Raw genomic sequence first — 21,640 nt, 5'->3', positions numbered from 1 at the left:
CTTTCCACTCTGAACACCCATGAGGCAGGCGTTCCATGCTCCCACACAGCCAACAGGGCCAAGGCCCGATCACTTTCGTGCTGATGCATTTTCTCGGCGGCTCGCACCGAACCTGGGGGCCGACCATTCCCTACCTTGATCGCGAGCACCGCTGCGTGGCGCTCGATACGCCGGGTTTCGGTGACGCCAGTGCGGTGTCGGGGTACAGGGTCAGCGAGATGGCCGATCAGGTCGACCAGAGCATTCGCGAGCTGGGGCTTGAGCGCTGCATCCTTGTCGGCCATTCGATGACCGGCAAGGTCGCGGCGGTCCTGGCATCGCGGCAACCATCTTATCTTCGCGGCCTGGTGCTGGTGGCGCCTTCGCCGCCGGGCCCGCAGCCGATGAGCGACGCCGATCGCGACCGCCAGCGCGCCTACGACGCTTCGCGAGAGCAGGCCGAGGTCTTCGTCGATGAGTCCAGTTTCCACCGCTTGCCGGATGACCTGCGTGAGGTCGCCATTGCCGACGCCCAGAGCGTGAACCTCGAGGCCTGGCGCGCCTGGGTCGACCACGGTAGCCGCGAAGACTGGCAGGATCGAATCGGCAGCCTGCCTTACCCGGCGCTGCTGATCTGCGGCGCCGACGACCGCCAGGTGCCGGATGCCGAGGAGCAGAGCCGTACCACCCTGGCGCACTTTCCCCTCAGCGCCGTGCTGACGCTACCCGGCGCCGGGCACCTGATGCCCCTGCAGACACCCCGTGCACTGGCCGAGCAGATGCTCGCATTCGCTCATTTGATCGCGACTCGTATCGCTGAAGGAGAACGTTGATGGACTTGGGCTTGAAAGACCGTGTGGCACTGATTAGCGGCGCGGCGGGTGGTATCGGTCTGGCGACCGCCCGCTTGCTGGCAGAGGAGGGCGTGCAGCTGGTGCTGACCGACCGCGAGCAGGATGCATTGCAGCAGGCCGCGGCGGATCTCGCCGGCGCCCCGTTGCTGATCGCCGCGGACATGACCCGGCAAGCCGAGGTCGATGATCTCGTCCGCCAGGCCGAAGCGCGCTTCGGCAAGGTGGATATCGTCGTGCATACCGCCGGCGTTACCGGCGCCAAGGGCGACCCGCTGGTGCTCTCGGACGCCGACTACCAGGAGGCCTGGGACACCGACTTCTTCACCGCCGTGCGTATCGCCCGGGCTGCGGTGCCAGCCATGCGCAAGCGTGGTTGGGGCCGGCTGGTGTGCATCACCTCGGAAAACGCCGTACAGCCGTATTGGGACGAGGCGGTCTACAACGTGGCCAAAGCCGCGCTGGCTGCTTTCATCAAAAACCTGTCCTACAAGGAGGCGGCCCACGGTGTGCTGTGCAACACGGTATCGCCCGCGTTCATCGAAACCGGCATGACCGACGGCATGATGGAAAAACGTGCCAAAGAAATGGGTGTGAGCTTCGAGGAAGCGGTGCAGAGCTTCCTGAAGGAAGAACGTCCTGGGATCGTCCAGAAGCGTCGTGGCCAGCCCGAGGAAGTGGCAGCGGCTATTGCGCTGCTGGTGTCGGAGCGTGCCTCGTTCATCAACGGCAGTAACCTGCGGGTCGATGGTGGCTCGGTGCAGAGCGTGCAGAACTGACGAGTGGCTGCAGTGCTCGCGAGAGCGAGCACTGCGTCAACCCATCTCTGGTTGGCAACCTTCTCTCCAGGCATTGGCCTGCTCTTCAATTACGAGCCAAGAGTCTTGACCACCTCGACCATCGGTCACGGCCGCTCGCCCTGTTTATCGAGGCAGTACTCCACTCGCGGAGAAATCTCCGGGAAGACGGTGCGCCGGATCCGGCCGGCCTGTTCCAGCGCGCAACTCCAGGGTTGGCATCCGTTGCGATACCTGTGGCAGGTCGCGGCGTAGCTGAATGGCGCGTTCGCTGGCGCCGAGCAGATACGGCGAACGTCGCTGCCGCTGCGGTTATTGCTGATTGCCCATTGGTGTAATCTCGGCGCTGGCAGCGCTGCGCTTGACGCGCGGTTTGAAAAAATGGCTTGGACGCACGTCGGGTATTAACGCTTTGGCACGCATCGATGAATCAGGACGCTGGATTGTCTGGGGACTGCCTTCGCTGGCCTTCTGTAGTTTCTTCATGCTGGGGCTTTTGATCCTGCAGCGTTTCGAGGCGGACGATCTGCAACTCGAGGCGACACGCGCCAGGGAGACGGCGGGTATTTTCTCGGTGGCAGTGGAGAAAGTAATGGAGGGCTCGCTCATCGCCACCCGTTCGCTGGCGGTGATGGTCTACCAGGGCAAGGGAGAGGTCCCCGAGTTTTCCAGCCTGGCCAGCTTTCTATTGCCGCTCTACAAGGGCGCCTATGCCGTGTCCCTGGCCCCGGAGGGGGTGATTCGGCAAATAAAGCCCTTGGACAACAACCTGTTGGCCAGGGATCACGACCTGTTCAAGATGCAGGACCGGAGCGCGGTGATCGCTAGCCTGGACCCAAATGCCCTGGACATCACCTTCATGGGACCTTTCAATCTCGTCCAGGGACCATTGGGGGCTATCGGCATGCTGCCGGTGTTTCTCGATGACCCTGGCGGGCAACCCAGGTTCTGGGGCTACACCGTTGTTACGCTGGTATTGCCTGAAGCGCTCGAGAACGCCAACCTGCCGGCTATCGAAGCGCAAGGTTATGCCTATGCGCTCACTGGCATTGACCCTGTAACCGGAGAGCGGCGGGTCATACAACGGTCGGCGGCTCCACTGAGTGCCCCGCAATGCCGCGATGTACATGTCCGCTCCACGACCTGGCAACTTTGCGTGGCGCCGTTGGCGGCGCCGCAGGGCTCGGCGCGCAGTGTTTTCGATATCGTGCTGGTGCTCGTTGGCAGTGTGATGCCCGCGTGGCTGATCTACACGTTGTTGAGGCTGAGGAAGAACCGGCGCGAACTGCAGGCTCAAGCATTTATCGACCCGCTGACCGGCCTGGCCAACCGACGTTTCATGCTGGCCCAGCTCGAGCAGGCCCTCGCCCTGACGCGTCGCGAGCGCTCCTGCCTGGCAGTCGCTCTGCTGGATCTGGACGGTTTCAAGGCCATCAATGACCAGCTCGGCCATGCCGAGGGCGATCAGGTCCTGATAAACGTCGCGCGGCGCTTGAAGCAGGAGGTCAGGGTCTCTGACCTGGTGGCCAGGTTGGGTGGCGACGAGTACGTTCTGGTCATGAGTCGGGTCGCCAGCCGCGCCCAATGTGAGGCCGTGCTCGCGCGCGTGGTGCAGGCAATTGCCGCTCCGCTCGAACTGGCCAGCGGCACCGTAGAGGTACGGGCGAGTATTGGCGCCATGTTGTACCGCGGCGAACACGATACCGATTGCTCGGCGTTGCTCAAAGAGGCAGACGAGGCGATGTATCGTGCCAAGCAGGCGGGCAAGAACTGCTATGTGCTGGTGGACGACAGGGCCTCGCCGGGCCCACCGTAGTGGGCGAATGGCCAGGCTGAGCAGCCGCCTGCTGCTGTACTCAGAGGACTTAGCCATCAGGTGCACGTCCGGCCTTGGCCCACTCGTTACGGCGGCCTGCTGCGGGGCGTGAGAGGGGCGCCGCAACCAGCGCTTCATGCGCTATTGACATGTACGCGTCCGGATCGGGAAAGGCGTGGGCATGAACCGGAAATCCTTTGCGTGGCGCCTCGACACCAGGCTCGGTGGGCCAGTCTGAGTGACAGTTCTTCTGCTGGCATGCGCAGGGCTACGCGGATGGCAGAGCCACGTTTGGCCGTTATGCGCTCGTCACCATTGCCGTCGGCGATACATAACCTTTTGATTATCTATCGACGGTTTTTTTTCATTAGGCGCCTCGCCCTCCTTCATCTGATCATGGCCCGCAGAGCCTGCATCGGCGCCCCCAGCGGCCGTATGACCGGCGACTCCATAATTTAAATAAACAGGAGCGTCCCATGTCCGAGGACAGCCGTTTCATCATCCGTGATCGCAACTGGCACCCCAAAGCCTTCACCCCCGATTACAAGACTTCCATCGCCCGTTCGCCGCGCCAGGCGCTGGTGAGCATCCCGCAATCGATATCGGAAACCACTGGGCCGGATTTCAGCCACTTGAAGATGGGCAAGCACGACAACGACCTGCTGCTCAATTTCAACAAGGGTGGCCTGCCCATCGGTGAGCGCATCCTGGTGTGCGGTCGGGTGATGGATCAGTACGGCAAGCCGATTCCCCATACCTTCGTGGAAATGTGGCAGGCCAATGCCGGCGGTCGCTACCGCCACAAGAACGACCGCTACCTGGCGCCGCTGGACCCCAACTTCGGCGGTGTGGGCCGCGCGCTGACCGACAGCGACGGCAACTACAGCTTCCGCACCGTCAAGCCAGGCCCTTATCCGTGGCGCAACGGCCCCAACGACTGGCGCCCGGCGCACATTCACTTCTCCATCAGTGGCCCGTCGATCGCCACCAAACTGATCACCCAGCTGTATTTCGAAGGGGACCCGCTGATTCCGCTGTGCCCGATCGTCAAGTCGATCGCCAACCCGGACGCGGTACAGACGCTGATCGCCAAGCTCGACATGGGCATGGCCAACCCCATGGACTGCCTGGCCTATCGCTTCGACATCGTGCTGCGCGGCCAGCGCAAGACCCACTTCGAGAATTGCTGAGGAGCCCGCCATGCCTGTCGAACTCTTGCCCGAAACCGCTTCGCAAACCGCCGGCCCCTACGTGCACATCGGCCTGGCCCTGGCCGCTGCCGGCAACCCGACCCGTGACCAGGAAATCTGGAACCAGATGGCCAAGCCCGGCGCTTCGGGTGAGCACATCACCCTGATCGGCCACGTCTACGACGGTAACGGCCATCTGGTGCGCGACGCCTTCCTGGAACTCTGGCAGGCCGACCACCAGGGCCGCTATGACGCCGACTACGACCCGGACAAGCCCTTCAACGGCTTTGGCCGTACCGCAACCACCTTCGATGCCGGCAGCGAGTGGACGGTGCAGACGATCAAGCCCGGCGTGGTCGATAACGCCGCCGGTTTGCCGATGGCGCCACACATCAACGTCGCGCTGTTCGCCCGTGGCATCAATATCCATCTGCACACACGCCTGTATTTCGAGGATGAGGCCGAGGCCAACGGCAAGGACCCGGTACTCAACCTGATCGAGCAGCCTTCGCGCCGCGAGACCCTGATCGCCAGGCGCTGCGAGGTTGACGGCAAGCCGGCCTACCGATTTGATATTCGCATTCAGGGGGACGGCGAAACGGTGTTTTTTGATTTCTGACAGCGACCTGGATGCGCCCGCCGAGCGGATCGACGCGCGCATCCACCAAGGTTTCACCGCGGCCCTCGAGGCCCGCGGTTTCCACGCCGATACCGAGCAGCAGCGCGCGATCGACACCCTGGGGCAGTGGCTGCAAAGCTGGTGCACCGGGCGGCGTGGCTGGTTGCGCAAGCCGGTTGCCGGCGTCTACCTGTGGGGTGGCGTGGGGCGCGGCAAGAGCTTCGTGATGGACGCCTTCTTCACGGCAGCGCCATTGAGCGCCAAGCGCCGTGTGCATTTCCATGCCTTTTTGCAGGAGCTGCAGCAGCGCATGCAGGCCTTTGCTGGCCAGCCCGACCCGCTGGTGCTGGCGATCCGCGCGCTGGCCCAAGACATTCGCCTGCTGTGCTTCGATGAATTTCATGTGCACGACATCGGCGATGCCATGCTGCTGCGCCGTTTGCTCGACGTGCTGGTCGAGGAAGGCGTCGGCCTGGTCATGACCTCCAACTATTCGCCTGCCGGGCTGTGCCCCAATCCGCTGTACCGCGAGCGGTTTACCCCAGCCATCCAGATGCTCGAGAAGCGTTTCACGGTGATGAGCCTGGATGCCGGCAGCGACTACCGTGAGTTGCCGGGCAACGCTCAGCAGTGGGGTGAGTACCTCTGGCCGCAGTCGGCGGGCGGTCAAGCTTATCTGGAAAACTGGCTGGGGCTGGATGAGCAGGCGCAGCGCGATCAGCTGCTGACCGTCAATCATCATCCCTTGTCGGTGCGCGCCCTGGCGCCCGGTCGCGCCTGGCTGGAGTTCGCTGAACTGTGCGGCAACGCCCACTCCACGGCGGATTTTCTCTGGCTGCTGCAGCGTTATCCGCGTCTGGCCCTGACCGGCGTGCCGACTCTGGATTCGCAACCCACCGATGCCTGCCAGCGGTTCATCAACCTGGTGGATATCGCGTACGATGCCGGCGCCACGCTGTTGTTATGCAGCGAATTCAGTCTCGAACGCCTGTGCCGTGGCTCCGCCCATCAGGATTTCGTACGAACCCGCAGCCGTCTCGGTCAATTGCACAGGCGAGCATTGGCTACGATTGAAGGCACCGGCCTAGAGGCCCGCGCCACCCGCGACAAGGAATGCTGATCCCGTGCTGCAAATCCTCCAGATCACCGCACCGATCTTCCTGCTGATCGGCCTCGGCTACCTCGCGGCCATGGGCGGCCTGCTCAATCGTGAGCAGGTGCGTGGCATCGGCGCCTTCGTGATCACCTTCGCCATGCCCGCGCTGCTGATCAAGACCCTGGGCACCTCGCCGATCCAGCAAACCATGGTGCCCGGCTACCTGCTCGCCTATGCGTTCGGCTCCCTGGCGGCCTTTATCCTGGCCTTCGGCGTGTCGCGCTGGGTGCGTGGCGACAACCTGTCGGGCTCGGCCATCAACGCCATGGGTATGTCGGTTTCCAACAGCGGTTTCGTCGGTTATCCGCTGGTAGCCGCTGCCATCGGCTCGCCGGCAGTGCTGGGCATGGCGATGGGCATGCTGATCGAGAACCTGCTGATGATTCCCCTGGCGCTGATGCTGGCCGAGGCGGGCAAGCAGCAGGGTGGCGGCGGCCTCAAGGTGCTGGGTATGACCTTCGGGCGGCTGCTGAAGAACCCGGTGATCATCGGCATCATCATCGGCCTGTGCGTCTCGTTGCTGGGCATCGAAATTCCGCCGCTGCTGTTCAAACCCATCGACATGCTGGCCGGGGTGTCGGCGCCACTGGCGCTGTTCGTGATCGGTGCCGGGTTGTTCGGCATGAAGGCACGCGGCGTTTGGGTCGACGCCGCGTGGATTTCCGGCGGCAAGTTGATCCTGCACCCGCTGGCGGTACTGTGCGCGTTCATGCTGGTGCCGGGCGTCGACCCGGTGATGAAAACGGTGGGCGTATTGTTCGCCTGCTCGCCGATGATGAGCATCTTCCCGATCCTCGGCCAACGCTTCGGCCTGGAGGACCGCTGCAGCGCGACGCTACTGGTGGCAACGGTGCTGTCGTTCGTCACCATCAGCGTGGCGCTGGTGTTTATCGGCGCGGGTTCATCTTAGGAGCGATTTATTCCGTAGATGGGGCGGATCGTAAAGGTGAAACCCTTCGAGGCCGCCTGATCGCTCCAAGAGCCCGTTCACGACCCTTAGGCTCGGCTTCGGCGTGTTGACTGCAATGTAGCGGTAGCGGTCATCGGCGCAGTACCTGTGGGAGCGGGCGGGGACGCCCAGTTCATGCCCGCGATTTTTCGCGCGCATGGCGCGCTCCCACAGTGGATCGGTGAAGGGCCACTTCTGCCTTGTAGCAGCCCGCAGGGTGGACGACGCTCTTTGTCCAATACAGCGATTGCAGGGCGGTAGATGAGGCAGGCCGCGCAGGTGAAGCATCGGCCAAGCGCCCAGATCCGCTCCATGGATCGGCGGTTATCTGTGGGAGCGGGCCATGCCCGCGATTTTTCGCGCGCACGGCGCGCTCCCACAGTGGATCGGTGAGCGGCCACTTCTGCCTTCTAGCAGCCCGCAGGGTGGACGACGCTCTTTGTCCAATACAGCGATTGCAGGGCGGTAGATGAGGCAGGCCGCGCAGGTGAAGCATCGGACAAGCGCCCAGATCCGCTCCATGGATCGGCGGTTATCTGTGGGAGCGGGCCATGCCCGCGATTTTTCGCGCGCATGGCGCGCTCCCACAGTGGATCGGCGAACGGCTGCTTCTGCCTGATAGCAACCTCTTCAGCGTTTTAACGTCGCCTAGAAGATCGGCAGAGTCCAAATATCAAACCCTGCTACCTAGCAACTCCGCGCGCCTTATCCAGTTCTGCCGCTGATTCTCCGAAGAGGGCCGCACCGGCGAGAACGTCTGAAGGTGGCGCGTCCTGATGCCGCAGAAGCCCAAGATGGTGCGCTTCATCTGCCGGTGGGCCGGTGCGCCGTAGATCCAGTGAAAGTACCAGCGCGGCGTGTCGAGGGTGACCAGCAGGTCGGCGGTGCGGCCGCTGAGCAGCTTGTCCCAACGCTGCGAATCGCTGCGGTACTTGAAGGCGAAGCCGGGCAGCAGCACGCGGTCGAAGAAGCCCTTGAGCTGGGCCGGCAGGCCGCCCCACCAGACGGGGTAGACGAACACCAGGTGCTGGGCCCAGTGGATCTGCCGCTGTGCTTCGAGCAGATCCGGCTCCAGGGCCTGGCTCTGGCTGTAGCCTTCGTGCAATACCGGATCGAAGCTCAGCTCGCCCAGACGGATCTGCCGCACCACATGGCCTTCGGTGCGCGCGCCCTGGGCGTAGGCCTCGGCCAGGGAATGGCAGAGGCTGTCGCTTTTCGGCGAGCCGATGATCATCAGAATCCGCTTGCCATCTCCCTCCAGTGGGGTAGCGCCACTCTTGGCGCCGTCAGTCATGTTGGCCAGCCTCCAACATGGTTTCCGGGCGTACCCAGGCGTCGAACTGCTCCTCGGTAAGGTGCCCCAGCGACAGGGCCGCCTCACGCAGGGTGGTGCCTTCGCTGTAGGCCTTCTTGGCGATTTCTGCGGCATTGTCGTAGCCGATGTGCGGGTTCAGCGCGGTGACCAGCATCAGGCCGCGCTCCAGGTGCTCGGCCATGCGCGGGGCGTCGGGTTCCAGGCCGAGTACGCAGTGCTCGCGGAAGTTGCTGCAGCCATCGGCCAGCAGGCGGATCGACTGCAGCACGTTATGGATGATCACCGGCTTGTAGACGTTCAGCTGCAGGTGTCCCTGGCTGGCCGCGAAGCCGATGGTCACGTCGTTGCCCATCACCTGACAGGCCAGCATCGACAGCGCCTCGCACTGGGTCGGGTTGACCTTGCCGGGCATGATCGAACTGCCCGGCTCGTTGGCCGGCAGGCGCACTTCGGCCAGGCCACCGCGCGGGCCGGAACCCAGCAAACGCAAGTCGTTGGCGATTTTCATCAGGGCCACGGCGAGGGTTTTCAGGGCGCCGGAGAGGGCCGTCAGCGGCTCGTGGCCGGCAAGGGCGGCGAACTTGTTCGGCGCGCTCTTCAGTGGCAGGCCGCTCAAGGCTGCCAGTTCCACGGCAATCGCTTCACCGAAGCCGGGTGGCGAATTCAGGCCGGTGCCAACGGCGGTACCGCCCTGGGCCAGTTCGCAGACCGCCGGCAGGGTCGCGCGAATTGCCTGCTGCGCCAGCTCCAGTTGGGCGACGAACGCCGACAGCTCCTGGCCGAAGGTGATCGGCGTGGCATCCATCATGTGGGTGCGGCCAGTCTTCACCAGGCGGTTATGCCGCGCGGCCTGATCGGCCAGGGCTTCGGACAGCTCGGCGATGGCCGGCAGCAGGTCGCGCTGCACGGCGCCGGCGGCGGCGATGTGCATGGCGGTGGGGAAGCAGTCGTTGGAACTCTGCGCACGGTTGACGTGGTCGTTGGGGTGCACCGGGCTCTTGCCGCCACGCGGGTTGCCGGCCAGCTCGTTGGCGCGCCCGGCGATCACTTCGTTGACGTTCATGTTGCTCTGGGTGCCGCTGCCGGTCTGCCAGACCACCAGCGGGAACTGCGCGTCGTGCTGGCCGGCGATCACTTCGTCGGCAGCCTGCTCGATCAGCCGGGCAATGTCGGGGGGCAGGTCACCGATGCGATCGTTGATGCGCGCGGCGGCTTTCTTGATCAGCGCCAGGGAATGCACCACCGCCAGCGGCATGCGTTCCTCGCCAATCGCAAAATTGATCCGCGATCGCTGGGTCTGGGCGCCCCAGTAGGCATCTTCGGGGACTTCGATGGGGCCGATGCTGTCGGTTTCGGTACGGCTCATTGCGGGACTCTCCGTCGCTGTTCAAGCACGTTAGGCTGCGCCGGTGACCACACGTTCCAACTACCAGCGTGTGCGTGTGTCGCCCATCCAGCCCTGAGCTGAGCGTACCGGTACGCGCTCGCCGAGGGCGTTGCGCAGCAGGCCGTCGTATTGACCGAACCACTCGTAGGTGTCGGCATACAGGAGGCCGAAGCCGAGGCGCGGTTTGGCGACGTGGGCCTGGCGCGGGGCGAAGATGAGGTCGACCTGGCCGTCCTCGGTCGTCAGCTGCCAGGGCGCCAGCGAGTCGTTGCGCGTCTGCTGGATCTGCACCGTCTGCTCCAGGTGCAGCAGGGCGCCGCCGAACCACAGGGCGTTCTCCGTCAGGCCGCTGTGCTCGGTCCAGCCGCTACCGAAGTTGCCGCCAATGCCGCCGGGCGCCGCGAATACCGCGCGGGTCCACTGGCTGTAGAGCGGCCACACGCCACGGCCGAAATCCATGGAGGCGAAGCTGTGGCCGCTGGTGCATTCGTAGTCCCGGTCGCCCAGGTGCACGCTGCCGGTCACCGGCAGGCCCACCTGACGGCAGGTGGCGTGAAAGCCCTTGTCGCCGAACGGCACCACCAGATTCACCGACTCCAGATGAGCGAGACGCTGGATGTCCAGAGCCAGGTGCAGGGGCTGGCCGCCAATATTCGGTGAGGTGGCGGTCAGCCGCACGCGGCCGGGGTATTCATTGAAATGCAGCCGCAGGCGATGGTCCTCGAAGGCGTGGCCGCCCTGGGGCGTGTCCGGCAGGTTGCAGTCGCGGGCAAGCAGGCTGAGCTGGTTGAGGGCCACGTGCTGGCCGCTGTTCAGGTCGAGAAAGTAAGCGGCGCCGTAGCCGACGTAATCGAGGTCGGCCTGGATCAGCGACAGCGTCCAGTCCGGGGTGCTGATGTTCCAGTGGTTCCAGCGCTTGCGACGCCCCAGATTGCCGGGCAGGGAGCAGTCGACCCGGGGCTGCGGCGACCAGCCGACGGCCTCCGGGTTGAGCCGCCCGCGCGCATCGCACAGAGGGATCGGCGGTGGTGGAGCGAGAGGGCTATTCATCGGGCACGTCCATGTGTGCATGAAAACAGCCGCCGAGCATGCAACTGTCCGGCGTGGCGAGCAAGTACTGGCAGTTTGGACTTCGTCACAAGGGTGCGCCAGTAGGCATTCGCCACCAAATTCCATGGGCCAACGGGCGCGCATGGCATGCGAAAAGGCTTGAGAGGCACGACGCCGGGGCACAAAATGCGCCGCTGTCGGTCAAAGCACCTCACCCTTGTGTTACAGGAGTACCCCGATGTCCCGTATCCCCGCGTTCTGCATTGCCGCTCTGATGGCCGTCGGTAGCACCCAGGTACTGGCCGATGCCCGCAGCCATGCCGCCGATGCCGAGCGCTTCCTGCAGCTCGCCAACGCCGACAAGCTGGCCGTTCCGGTTTACGCCCAGGTGCAGCAGATGTTTGCCCAGCGCTTCGCCGAAACCAAGGCGCCGGAGAGCAAGAAGGCCGTGCTGGAAAGCTACCAGGCCAAGGCCAATGCCGAGCTGGACAAGGCGGTCGGCTGGGACAAGCTCAAGCCCGACATGGTCAAGCTGTACACCAGCAATTTCAGCGAGCAGGAGCTCAAGGACCTGATTGCCTTCTATGAATCGCCGCTGGGCCAGAAGGTGCTCAAGCAGATGCCGGCGCTCACCGCCCAGTCCGCACAGATCACCCAGGCCAAGCTGGAAAGTGCCGTGCCGGCGGTTAACAAGCTGCTCACCGACATGGGCAGTGAACTGGGCGCCAAGAAGCCCTGATACCCGTCGTGGCCAGCCAGGCGCTGGCCACGCCCTCCATGGAGCCTGCAATGCCCAAGATCGACCACCTGCGTACTGCCTTCACTGCCTTGCAACCTGAGCACCTCGAGGTGCTGGACGAAAGCCACATGCACAGCCGTGGCCTGGAAACGCACTACAAGGCGGTGATCGTCAGCCCGCAGTTCGACGGCCTCAATGCCGTGAAACGCCACCAGAAGGTCTACGGCGTGCTGGGCGAGCTGATGAGCCAGGTGCATGCGCTGGCACTGCATACCTACACGCCGCAGGAATGGGCCCTGCAGGGTGTGGCGCCGGATTCGCCGACTTGCCGCGGTGGCAGCAAGCACGACCACTGAGCCTCATGATGTGTGCGGGGTAGGGCGCTCGCGCCGTTGATTGCCATTGGCGACATCGGTTCAAGCGCAATCCTGGGTGTCGCTTCGCTCGACCCAGGTTACGTCGCTGCGTGTCAGCACTGCGAGAACCTGTTCAAAGTCTTGTGTGCGCATGAAACGGCAACTACAAGGCAGAGCGATCCACTGTGGGAGCGCGCCATGCGCGCGAAAAATCGCGGGCATGGCCCGCTCCTACAGGATGACCGCTTGCGCCGCTTAGCTTCCAAAATCGACGAACCTTGGCTGAAGGATTATGAACAGGCTCTGAGAGCGGGCCGCGTCCGCGATTGACGCGCATGGACTGAGCGCTCCCGCACGCTCTCACACGCCTGATACCTGTGCTGCAGTAGGGTGGGGCACGCTACACCGACCCGCCACAACCTTCATCAGCCAGTATCGGCCGGATGTTTTCTGCTCGCAGTACATGATTTCGGCACTGCGGCGCCGCTCACCACTCGACCACGATCTTGCCGAAATGGCTGCCGCTCTGCTGCAGGCGGAAGGCGTCCGCGAGCTCTTCCAGCGGGAAGCTCTGGTCGAGGATCGGCCGTACGCCGGACCGTTCCAGTGCCCGGATGTAGTCCTGCTGGTGACGACGGCTGCCAACGATCAGCCCCTGCAGGCGTACCTGCTTGGCCATCAGTATCGAGGTCGGTACGTCGCCCTGGCGCCCGGTCAGCACGCCGATCAGGGCGATATGGCCACCCACGCGCACTGCGGTGATCGACTGCGCGAGGGTGCCTGGGCCGCCCACTTCGACCACCTGATCCACGCCGCGGCCGTCGGTCAGCTCCAGCGCGCGCTTGCCCCAATCCGCGTTCTGCCGGTAATTGATGGTGTGCTCGGCGCCCAGCTGGCGCAGACGCTCGAGCTTCTCGTCCGACGAGGACGTGGCGATCACCGAGGCGCCCATCATCCTGGCGATTTGCAGAGCGGCGATGGATACGCCGCCACTGCCCAGCACCAGTACGCTGTCGCCGGCCTTCAACCCGCCATCGACCACCAGCGCCCGCCAGGCGGTGAGCCCCGCAGTGGTGATGGTCGCTGCTTCGGCATGGCTCCAGCCCCGAGGTGCGTGGGTGAAGGCGCTGGCGGCGCGTACCGCGTACTGCGCGGCGAAGCCGTCGATGCCATCGCCCGGCGTGCCGGCGAAGTTGCTGACTGCCGCAGCCACGTCGCCGTCCGGCCACTGCGGGAAGAAACCCGACACCACCTGATCACCCACCTTGAACTCGCTGACGCCATCACCAACCGCCTCGACCACGCCGGCACCGTCGGCCATCAGCACCCGGCCGTCGGCCGCGCCAATGCTGCCGTTGGCCACCAGCAGGTCATGGAAATTCAGCGAGCTGGCATGCAGGGCGACGCGAATCTGCCCCGGCGCGGGCTGGCCGGGATCGTCGATTTCGACCACTTCGATTCTGTTCAGGCCTCCGGGCGTACGCACGACGACGGCTTTCATGGGCGGTTCCTCCTCTGGCGGCGAGCGGTGTCCATCGGCGGCGGCCATCGCGGCCACCTCTCTTTCTCGACCATGCCTATCAGCTGGCGTTCCGGCGCCGAGCCCTACACTTGAGCGGCCAACACCAGTAAACTGCTCGGCCCATTTCTCCACTGCACCTCACTGATGCCCAGGCGACGCCGCCGGGCAGTGCGATGCTTTGCCGAAGCGGCCTACATTTCGTACCCAGTCCGCCCTTTGCGAGGGCGACTACTGAAGGACATCTGCAATGACCGACAACACCATCGTCGTCGCGGCGCTCTACAAGTTCGTATCGCTGCCCGATTACGAAGCGCTGCGCCAACCTCTGCTCGATACCCTCATCGCCAACGGCATCAAGGGCACTCTTTTGCTGGCAGAAGAGGGCATCAATGGCACCATTTCCGGCAGCCGCGAGGGCATCGACGGGCTGTTCGCCTGGTTCGCCCGCGACCCGCGCCTGGCCGACGTCGACCACAAGGAGTCGTACTGCGCCGAGCAACCGTTCTATCGCACCAAGGTCAAGCTCAAGAAGGAGATCGTCACCCTCGGCGTGCCGGGCGTCGATCCCAACAGGCGCGTGGGCACCTACGTGGAGCCCAGGGACTGGAACGCGCTGATCAGCGACCCGGAAGTGCTGTTGATCGACACGCGTAACGACTACGAGGTGTCCATCGGCACCTTCGAAGGTGCCATCGACCCCAGGACCAAGTCCTTCCGCGAATTCCCGGACTACATCCGCGAGCACTTCGACCCCAGCAAGCACAAGAAGGTGGCGATGTTCTGCACCGGCGGCATTCGCTGCGAGAAGGCCTCCAGCTACATGCTCACCGAGGGCTTCGAAGAGGTTTATCACCTCAAGGGCGGCATCCTCAAATACCTGGAAGACGTGCCCCAGGAGCAGACCAAGTGGCAGGGCGACTGCTTCGTGTTCGACAACCGGGTGACCGTGCGCCACGACCTCAGCGAAGGCGATTACGACCAGTGCCACGCTTGCCGCACGCCGGTTTCGGTCGAGGATCGTGCGTCGGAATTCTTCAGCCCCGGCGTCAGCTGCCCGCATTGCTGGAACACGCTGCCGGAGAAGACCCGCGAAGGTGCCCGCGAACGTCAGCGCCAGATCGAACTGGCGAAAGCGCGCAATCAGCCCCATCCTCTGGGTAACAACCCCCGTCAGAAAAACGAGGCCTGAGCCATGGATGCGCGCCTGCTCTACGTAATGGACCCGATGTGTTCCTGGTGCTGGGGCTTCGCGCCGGTGGTCGAGGCGCTGGCCGCCCAGGCTGCCGAACGTGGCGTACCGATGCAGCTGGTGCTCGGCGGTCTGCGCCGTGATCAGGTGGCCATCGACGCAGCGGCGCGGGTGCGCTACCTGGGCTACTGGCAGGCGGTCAACGCCAGCACCGGCCAGCTGTTCAACTTCGATGCCGGGCTGCCGCTGGGCATGCGTTACGACACCGAGGCGGCCTGTCGCGCAGTGGTCACCGTGCGCGATCTCGACGCGCAGAGCGCCTGGCCGATGGCTCGGCGTATTCAGCAGGCCTTCTATCAGCAGGGCGCCGACGTGACATTGCCGGCAACCCTGGTGCAACTGGCCGAGGAGGTCGGCATCCCGCGGATCGAGTTCGCCGAGGCCTTCGACAGCGAGGCCCAGCACCGCGCTACCGCCGCCGACTTCACCTGGGTGCAGGATCTCGGCATCGCCGGTTTCCCGACCTTGCTGGCCGAGCAGGGCGCACGCCTGGCACTGCTCACCAACGGCTACCAGCCGCTCGACGCCCTGTCGCCATTGCTCACGCGCTGGCTGGAGCACGCCGTCGATGGTTGATCGCCTGAGCTGGGCGGAAATCCGTCGCCTGGCCCTGCGCCACAAGCGTGCGTTGATCCTCGCCAACCTGGTCGCCGTACTGGCTACCCTGTGCAGCGTGCCGATTCCCCTGTTGCTGCCGCTGTTGGTCGACGAAGTGTTGCTGGGCGACGGCAATACCGCGCTGCAGGTGATGGACAACTTCTTGCCCGCGGCCTGGCAAGGCGCGGTCGGCTACATCCTGCTGATGCTGGCGCTGACCTTCCTGCTGCGCGGCGGCGCGCTGCTGTTCAACGTGGTGCAGGCGCGACTGTTCGCGCGGCTTTCCAAGGACATCGTGTACCGCATTCGCATCCGCCTGATCGAGCGCCTCAAGCGCATCTCCCTGGCCGAGTACGAAAGCCTCGGTGGTGGCACCGTGACCACCCACCTGGTCACCGATCTCGACACGCTGGACAAATTCATCGGCGAAACCCTGAGCCGCTTTCTGGTCGGCGTACTGACCCTGGTCGGCACCTCGGGCATTCTGCTGTGGATGCACTGGAAGCTGGCGCTGCTGATCCTGCTGTTCAACCCGCTGGTGATCTACGCCACGGTGCAGCTTGGCAAACGCGTCAAACACCTGAAGAAGCTCGAAAACGACAGCACCTCGCGCTTCACCCAGGCGCTGACCGAAACGCTGGACTCGATTCAGGAAGTGCGCGCCGGCAACCGCCAGGGCTATTTTCTCGGCCGCCTCGGTGGGCGTGCCAAGGAAGTACGTGATTACGCCGTGGCCTCGCAATGGAAGACCGACGCCTCGAACCGCGCCAGCGGCCTGTTGTTCCAGTTCGGCATCGACGTGTTCCGCGCCGCGGCGATGCTCACCGTGCTGTTCTCCGACCTGTCCATCGGCCAGATGCTCGCGGTGTTCAGCTACCTGTGGTTCATGATCGGCCCGGTGGAGCAACTGCTCAACCTGCAGTACGCCTTCTATGCCGCTGGTGGCGCGCTGACCCGTATCAACGAACTGTTGGCGCGGCGTGACGAGCCGGACTACGTGGGCGGCGTCGATCCCTTCAAGGGACGCGAGACCGTCGGCATCGAAATTCGCGACCTGAGCTTTTCCTACGGCGAAGAGCCGGTGCTGGACGGGCTGAACCTGAGCATCGCACCAGGCGAGAAGGTCGCCATCGTCGGTGCCAGCGGCGGCGGCAAGAGTACCCTGGTACAACTGCTGCTGGGCCTCTACACGCCACAGGCCGGGGTGATTCGCTTTGGCGGCAGCAGCCAGGAAGAGATCGGCCTGCCGACCATTCGCGAGCACGTGGCGGTGGTGCTGCAACAACCGGCACTGTTCAACGACACGGTGCGTGCCAACCTGTGCATGGGCCGCGAGCGCAGTGACGAGGCTTGCTGGCAGGCGCTGAGCATCGCCCAGTTGGCGCAAACCGTACGCCAACTGCCGCAGGGGCTGGATACCGTGGTGGGGCGCTCCGGCGTGCGGCTGTCCGGCGGTCAGCGACAGCGCCTGGCCATCGCCCGGATGGTATTGGCCGACCCCCGAGTGGTGATTCTCGACGAGGCCACCTCGGCCCTCGACGCCGCTACCGAATACGCCCTGCACCAGGCGCTGGCGCAGTTCCTCAATGGCCGCACCACACTGATCATCGCCCACCGCCTGAGCGCGGTGAAGCAGGCCGATCGGGTGCTGGTGTTCGACGGCGGCAGCGTCGCCGAAGATGGCGACCACCGCCAATTGATCGCCGAGGGTGGCTTGTACGCCAAGCTCTACGGCAATCTGCAGCACTGATCAGCCGCGTTGCCCTCAAGATTCGCTGCGGGTCGTCGCTCCTGTAGGATTGCGGGCAGCCCAGCGCTCGGTAGGCGCGTCGCTCCCGGCGCGAAACGGCGGGCTACCAAGAAGACTACTCCTGCGGCAGCTTGCTACCCCACTGCTGAATCGCCTTGACGCGTTGCATGCTGGCGTTGACCGCCTTGTCGATCTCCTCGTTGTAATCGTCCAGCCAGCTGCGTGAGCCGGGCACCATGTCCGCCAGGTCGCGCATGCCGTTCTTCAGGGCAGCCAGGCTTTGCTGGTAGCTCTGTTCCTGGCCGAGCAGGGTGCGACCCATCAGCTTCAGCGCAGCGATGTCCTGGGACGGAGGTGCTGCCGGGGCCGCAGCAGCGGGCGCCGGTGGTGAGGGCGTAGCGGCCAGTTTCAGCAGGGCGTCCTGACGCTTCTGATCTTCCTTGAGCGTGTTCAACTCCGTTTCCAGCTGCTCGGTGCGGTGCTGCAGGGCGGCGAAGGCTTCGGGGTCGAAGGGTGGCGGCTCGTCGGCAAACATCTTCACCACGGCCGAGGTCGCCAGGCTGGAGAGGATGATGAACAGCAGCATGGCCAGGGCGAAGATCAGGATGCGGTTCAGGCGGTTGGCCTTTTCCAGCTTGGCCAGGCGCTCCTCATCGCTGGCGGGCGCCAGGTCGAATGCGGCGGGAGCGCTTTCGGCTCCGGTAGGCGTTTCACTGCTCATGGTGGCCTCATTGTCATGGCGCGATTGAATGCTGTCATTGTGGCAGCGTTTTCGGCGCTCTGCCCGTGCATCGCAATCATCCTGTCGGCAGGTTAATCGACCGCGCTGTAAAAAAAGATTTACGAACGCTGCTGCTCAATCGATCGGCAGGCAGCGCCCGCCGGCCGATTGCGCCGCCATGTACCAAAGCCTTGCCAGTGACGGCGGCGGCGCCTAGTTCAGGCATGCCGAGCGGCCTTGTTCGCTCGCGGCGCCTCGATTGTCATGCGGGCATAACGACAACGAGGTCACCCCCATGAATGCCGTGTCCAGAATCGAGCAGCACAGTCCCATTGGCACCGACGGTTTCGAATTCGTCGAATTCACCGCACCGACGCCTGACGGTATCGAGCAGCTGCGCCAGCTGTTCACCAGCATGGGCTTCACCGAAACCGCCAAGCACCGCAGCAAGCAGGTGTGGCTGTTCCAGCAGCACGACGTGAACTTCGTGCTCAATGGCAGCCCGACCGGGCACGTGCACGCCTTCGCCGCAAAGCACGGGCCGAGCGCCTGCGCCATGGCGTTCCGGGTCAGGAATGCTGCCCAGGCCGCGGCCTACGTGAAAGAGCAGGGCGCCACGCTGGTCGGCGGCCACGCCAACTTCGGCGAGCTGAACATTCCCTGCGTCGAGGGTATCGGCGGCTCCTTGCTGTATCTGGTGGATCGTTATCGCAATGAGAGCGGCGAGCACAGCATCTATGACGTCGACTTCGAATTCATCGAAGGCCGCTCGGCCAACGACAACGCGGTCGGCCTGCAATGCATCGACCACCTGACCCACAACGTCAAACGCGGGCAGATGGACGTCTGGTCCGGCTTTTACGAGCGCATCGCCGGTTTCCGCGAAATCCGCTATTTCGATATCGAAGGCAAGCTCACCGGCCTACTGTCCCGGGCGATGACTGCGCCGTGCGGCAAGATCCGCATCCCGATCAACGAATCGGCGGACGACAAGTCGCAGATCGAGGAATTCATCCGCGATTACCACGGCGAGGGCATCCAGCACATCGCCCTGTCCACCGATGACATCTACGCCACGGTGCGCAAGCTGCAGGCCAACGGCGTGTCGTTCATGAGTACCCCGGCCACCTATTACGAAAAGGTCGACCAGCGCGTGGCTGGCCACGGTGAGCCGCTGGACGTGCTGCGCGAGTTGAATCTGCTGATCGATGGAGCGCCGGGCGTCGATACGCCGGAGGACGACGGCATCCTGCTGCAGATCTTCACCAACACGGTGATCGGCCCGATCTTCTTCGAGATCATCCAGCGCAAGGGCAACCAGGGCTTTGGCGAGGGAAATTTCAAGGCGCTGTTCGAGTCTATCGAAGAAGATCAACTGCGTCGCGGCGTGATCAGCGAGGAGTGAGGCCATGAGCCGCAAATGGATCAGCTTTCCCCTGCGCGAAGGCGAGCACTCGCGCCAGGCGCACTGCGATTTTCCTGCCGGCACCTACGAGCGGGAAATGGGCCGTGAGGGCTTCTTCGGCCCGGTGACGCACCTGCACCACAAGCATCCGCCCACCGGCTGGATCGACTGGCAGGGGCCGCTGCGCCCCCACGCCTTCAACTTCAACAGGATTGCCAGCGCGCACGACTGCCCGTTCGAGGCACCGCTGACCCTGCATAACGCCGACATTCGCCTGCGCGTTTGGAAAACCGCCACTGCGATGGGCCATCTGGTGCGCAACAGTGATGGCGACGAGCTGCTGTTCGTGCACGACGGTGCCGGCCACTTCCATTGCGATTTTGGCCACCTGGAATACCGCGACGGCGATTACCTGGTGATTCCTCGCGGCACCGCCTGGCGTGTGGAACCGACTGCGCCGAGTCATTTCCTGCTGGTCGAGAATACCGACGGTGCCTACCAGTTGCCGGACAAGGGCCTGCTCGGCGGCCAGGCGATCTTCGATCCGGCGGTGCTCGATCACCCGCATATCGACGATGCCTTCAAGGCCCAGCAGGACGAGAACACCTGGCAGATCCGCATCAAACGGCAGGGCCGGATCAGCACCGTGACCTATCCCTACAATCCGCTCGATGCAGTGGGCTGGCACGGTGACAACACCGTGGTGAGGCTGAACTGGCGCGATATTCGCCCGTTGATGAGCCATCGCTATCACCTGCCGCCGTCGGTGCACACCACCTTCGTGGCCAAGGGCTTCGTGGTCTGCACGTTCACGCCGCGGCCGGTGGAGTCCGACCCCGGCGCGCTGAAGGTGCCGTTCTTCCATAACAACGACGATTACGACGAAGTGCTGTTCTACCACCGCGGCAACTTCTTCAGCCGCGACAACATCGAGGCCGGCATGGTCACCCTGCACCCGTGCGGCTTCCCCCATGGCCCGCACCCCAAGGCGCTGAAGAAGGCGCAGACCGACCCGGCCACCTTCGCCGAGGAAGTGGCGGTGATGATCGACACCCGCCGCGCCCTGGAGGTGACCGACGCGGCTGCCGCCGTGGATGTCGCCGAATACGTGAATTCCTGGCGCGCGCCGGGCAAGGAGTCCTGATGAAACTGGCATCGCTGAACCAGGGCCGCGATGGCGCCCTGGTGGTGGTTTCCCGCGACCTGACCCGCGCGGTGCGCGTGGCGCAGATCGCCTCGACGCTGCAGGCCGCCCTGGATGACTGGGCCAGCAAGCGCCCGCAACTGGAGGCGGTTTACCAGCGCCTCAACGACGGGCTGGAGGTCGAGGCATTCGATTTCCATCAGCGTGCCTGCCACAGTCCGCTGCCGCGCGCTTATCATTGGGCCGATGGCAGCGCCTACGTCAATCACGTCGAGCTGGTGCGCAAGGCGCGGGGCGCCGAGATGCCGGAGTCGTTCTGGCACGACCCGCTGATGTACCAGGGCGGCTCGGACACCTTCATCGCGCCCCACGCGCCGATTCGCCTGGGTGACGAAGCCTGGGGCATCGACCTGGAGGCCGAACTGGCGGTGATCACCGACGACGTGCCCATGGGTACGACGCCGGCCCAGGCCGCCGGGCATATCCAGCTGCTGATGCTGGTCAACGACGTGTCGCTGCGCAACCTGATTCCCGGCGAGCTGGGCAAGGGCTTCGGTTTCTACCAGAGCAAACCGTCGTCGAGCTTCTCGCCCGTGGCGATCACCCCGGACGAGCTGGGCGATAGCTGGCGCGACGGGCGCGTGCACCGGCCGCTGGTGTCGCACATCAACGGCGCGCTGTTCGGCCAGCCGGATGCCGGCACCGACATGACCTTCGACTTCCCGACCCTGATCGCCCACGCCGCCCGCACCCGGCCCCTGGGCAGCGGTACCATCATCGGTTCGGGCACGGTTTCCAACTACGACCGCAGCGCGGGCTCCAGTTGCCTGGCCGAGAAGCGCATGCTCGAAGTAATCGAACAGGGCGAGGCGAAGACACCATTACTCAAGTTCGGTGACCGGGTACGCATCGAGATGTTCGATACCGCCGGGGCGAGCATTTTCGGTGCCATCGACCAGCAGGTGGAGCGCTACGACGCCCATTGATCCGTGGGAGCGGCTTTAGCCACGAGGTTTCAGCGCTTTTGATATTGATCGCGCTGCCACGA

At 64.4% G+C, this 21,640-nt stretch carries 20 protein-coding genes; 15 read left to right on the top strand and 5 right to left on the bottom strand.

What is annotated here, in order from left to right:
• Window positions 1–35: 35 nt before the first annotated feature.
• The 7 genes from BVH03_RS14465 (at window position 36) to BVH03_RS14435 (ending at window position 7,318) form a co-directional block, all read left to right on the top strand.
• A complete protein-coding gene (locus tag BVH03_RS14465; protein WP_075961812.1) occupies window positions 36–812 on the top strand; it encodes an alpha/beta fold hydrolase in 777 nt (258 codons plus the stop codon).
• A complete protein-coding gene (locus tag BVH03_RS14460) occupies window positions 812–1,609 on the top strand; it encodes an SDR family NAD(P)-dependent oxidoreductase (RefSeq protein ID WP_075961811.1) in 798 nt (265 codons plus the stop codon). The genes BVH03_RS14465 and BVH03_RS14460 overlap by 1 nt, the downstream gene beginning before the upstream one ends.
• A gap of 340 nt (window positions 1,610–1,949) precedes the next feature.
• Complete coding sequence (locus BVH03_RS14455) at window positions 1,950–3,443, top strand: sensor domain-containing diguanylate cyclase (RefSeq protein WP_143485970.1); 1,494 nt, start codon at window positions 1,950–1,952, stop codon at window positions 3,441–3,443.
• Between the two features lie 476 nt (window positions 3,444–3,919).
• A complete protein-coding gene (gene pcaH / locus BVH03_RS14450; protein WP_075961809.1) occupies window positions 3,920–4,633 on the top strand; it encodes a protocatechuate 3,4-dioxygenase subunit beta in 714 nt (237 codons plus the stop codon).
• Between the two features lie 10 nt (window positions 4,634–4,643).
• Complete coding sequence (gene pcaG / locus BVH03_RS14445; RefSeq protein ID WP_075961808.1) at window positions 4,644–5,252, top strand: protocatechuate 3,4-dioxygenase subunit alpha; 609 nt, start codon at window positions 4,644–4,646, stop codon at window positions 5,250–5,252.
• Complete coding sequence (gene zapE, locus BVH03_RS14440) at window positions 5,242–6,372, top strand: cell division protein ZapE (protein ID WP_371915359.1); 1,131 nt, start codon at window positions 5,242–5,244, stop codon at window positions 6,370–6,372. The genes pcaG and zapE overlap by 11 nt, the downstream gene beginning before the upstream one ends.
• 4 nt (window positions 6,373–6,376) lie before the next feature.
• Window positions 6,377–7,318, top strand: a complete 942-nt coding sequence (locus BVH03_RS14435; RefSeq protein ID WP_075961807.1) for an AEC family transporter — start codon at window positions 6,377–6,379, stop codon at window positions 7,316–7,318.
• A gap of 712 nt (window positions 7,319–8,030) precedes the next feature.
• On the opposite strand, the gene BVH03_RS14430 is transcribed toward BVH03_RS14435, so the two are convergent.
• From BVH03_RS14430 to BVH03_RS14420, 3 genes are read right to left on the bottom strand one after another with little or no spacing between them, the layout of a single operon-like run.
• Window positions 8,031–8,651, bottom strand: coding sequence for an NAD(P)H-dependent oxidoreductase (locus BVH03_RS14430; RefSeq protein ID WP_075961806.1), 621 nt, complete (start codon window positions 8,649–8,651; stop codon window positions 8,031–8,033).
• Window positions 8,644–10,038, bottom strand: coding sequence for a class II fumarate hydratase (locus BVH03_RS14425; protein ID WP_075961805.1), 1,395 nt, complete (start codon window positions 10,036–10,038; stop codon window positions 8,644–8,646). The genes BVH03_RS14430 and BVH03_RS14425 overlap by 8 nt, the downstream gene beginning before the upstream one ends.
• A gap of 60 nt (window positions 10,039–10,098) precedes the next feature.
• The gene (locus BVH03_RS14420) at window positions 10,099–11,109 is read right to left on the bottom strand and encodes a DUF2804 domain-containing protein (protein ID WP_075961804.1); all 1,011 of its coding nucleotides are present in this window, start codon (window positions 11,107–11,109) and stop codon (window positions 10,099–10,101) included.
• A gap of 238 nt (window positions 11,110–11,347) precedes the next feature.
• Here BVH03_RS14420 and BVH03_RS14415 point away from each other — a divergent pair, with 238 nt between their 5' ends.
• Both BVH03_RS14415 and BVH03_RS14410 read left to right on the top strand, forming a co-directional pair.
• Window positions 11,348–11,848, top strand: coding sequence for a DUF2059 domain-containing protein (locus BVH03_RS14415; protein ID WP_075961803.1), 501 nt, complete (start codon window positions 11,348–11,350; stop codon window positions 11,846–11,848).
• Window positions 11,849–11,898: 50 nt separating this feature from the next.
• Window positions 11,899–12,204 carry a BolA family transcriptional regulator gene (locus BVH03_RS14410; RefSeq protein WP_075961802.1) on the top strand — a complete coding sequence of 102 codons (306 nt, stop codon included), beginning with the start codon at window positions 11,899–11,901 and terminating at the stop codon, window positions 12,202–12,204.
• A gap of 487 nt (window positions 12,205–12,691) precedes the next feature.
• On the opposite strand, the gene BVH03_RS14405 is transcribed toward BVH03_RS14410, so the two are convergent.
• The gene (locus tag BVH03_RS14405) at window positions 12,692–13,705 is read right to left on the bottom strand and encodes an NAD(P)-dependent alcohol dehydrogenase (protein WP_075961801.1); all 1,014 of its coding nucleotides are present in this window, start codon (window positions 13,703–13,705) and stop codon (window positions 12,692–12,694) included.
• A 268-nt stretch (window positions 13,706–13,973) separates the two neighbouring features.
• Between BVH03_RS14405 and BVH03_RS14400 the strand changes: the two genes are divergently transcribed.
• Genes BVH03_RS14400 through BVH03_RS14390 form a run of 3 tightly spaced genes read left to right on the top strand, consistent with a single transcriptional unit; the run spans window position 13,974 to window position 17,322 of the window.
• Window positions 13,974–14,915, top strand: a complete 942-nt coding sequence (locus BVH03_RS14400) for a rhodanese-related sulfurtransferase (RefSeq protein WP_075961800.1) — start codon at window positions 13,974–13,976, stop codon at window positions 14,913–14,915.
• Between the two features lie 3 nt (window positions 14,916–14,918).
• The gene (locus BVH03_RS14395) at window positions 14,919–15,551 is read left to right on the top strand and encodes a DsbA family protein (protein ID WP_075961799.1); all 633 of its coding nucleotides are present in this window, start codon (window positions 14,919–14,921) and stop codon (window positions 15,549–15,551) included.
• The gene (locus tag BVH03_RS14390) at window positions 15,544–17,322 is read left to right on the top strand and encodes an ABC transporter ATP-binding protein (protein ID WP_075961798.1); all 1,779 of its coding nucleotides are present in this window, start codon (window positions 15,544–15,546) and stop codon (window positions 17,320–17,322) included. Before BVH03_RS14395 ends, BVH03_RS14390 begins: the two co-directional genes overlap by 8 nt.
• Before the next feature lie 115 nt (window positions 17,323–17,437).
• On the opposite strand, the gene BVH03_RS14385 is transcribed toward BVH03_RS14390, so the two are convergent.
• Entirely contained in the window at window positions 17,438–18,043 is a 606-nt protein-coding gene (locus tag BVH03_RS14385; protein ID WP_075961797.1) for a hypothetical protein, read from the bottom strand.
• A 295-nt stretch (window positions 18,044–18,338) separates the two neighbouring features.
• Between BVH03_RS14385 and hppD the strand changes: the two genes are divergently transcribed.
• The 3 genes from hppD to BVH03_RS14370 are packed head-to-tail and all read left to right on the top strand — an operon-like array spanning window position 18,339 to window position 21,578.
• Entirely contained in the window at window positions 18,339–19,448 is a 1,110-nt protein-coding gene (gene hppD, locus BVH03_RS14380; protein WP_075961796.1) for a 4-hydroxyphenylpyruvate dioxygenase, read from the top strand.
• Between the two features lie 4 nt (window positions 19,449–19,452).
• Window positions 19,453–20,592 carry a homogentisate 1,2-dioxygenase gene (locus BVH03_RS14375; protein WP_075961795.1) on the top strand — a complete coding sequence of 380 codons (1,140 nt, stop codon included), beginning with the start codon at window positions 19,453–19,455 and terminating at the stop codon, window positions 20,590–20,592.
• Window positions 20,592–21,578 carry a fumarylacetoacetate hydrolase family protein gene (locus tag BVH03_RS14370; RefSeq protein WP_075961794.1) on the top strand — a complete coding sequence of 329 codons (987 nt, stop codon included), beginning with the start codon at window positions 20,592–20,594 and terminating at the stop codon, window positions 21,576–21,578. The genes BVH03_RS14375 and BVH03_RS14370 overlap by 1 nt, the downstream gene beginning before the upstream one ends.
• The last annotated feature ends 62 nt before the right edge of the window (window positions 21,579–21,640 follow it).

Origin of the sequence: Pseudomonas sp. PA15(2017) (assembly GCF_001945395.1) — a bacterium.
Lineage (GTDB): Bacteria > Pseudomonadota > Gammaproteobacteria > Pseudomonadales > Pseudomonadaceae > Aquipseudomonas.
The sequence above is the reverse complement of the archived record's forward strand: the minus strand, read 5'-3'. Positions and strand labels throughout refer to the sequence as shown.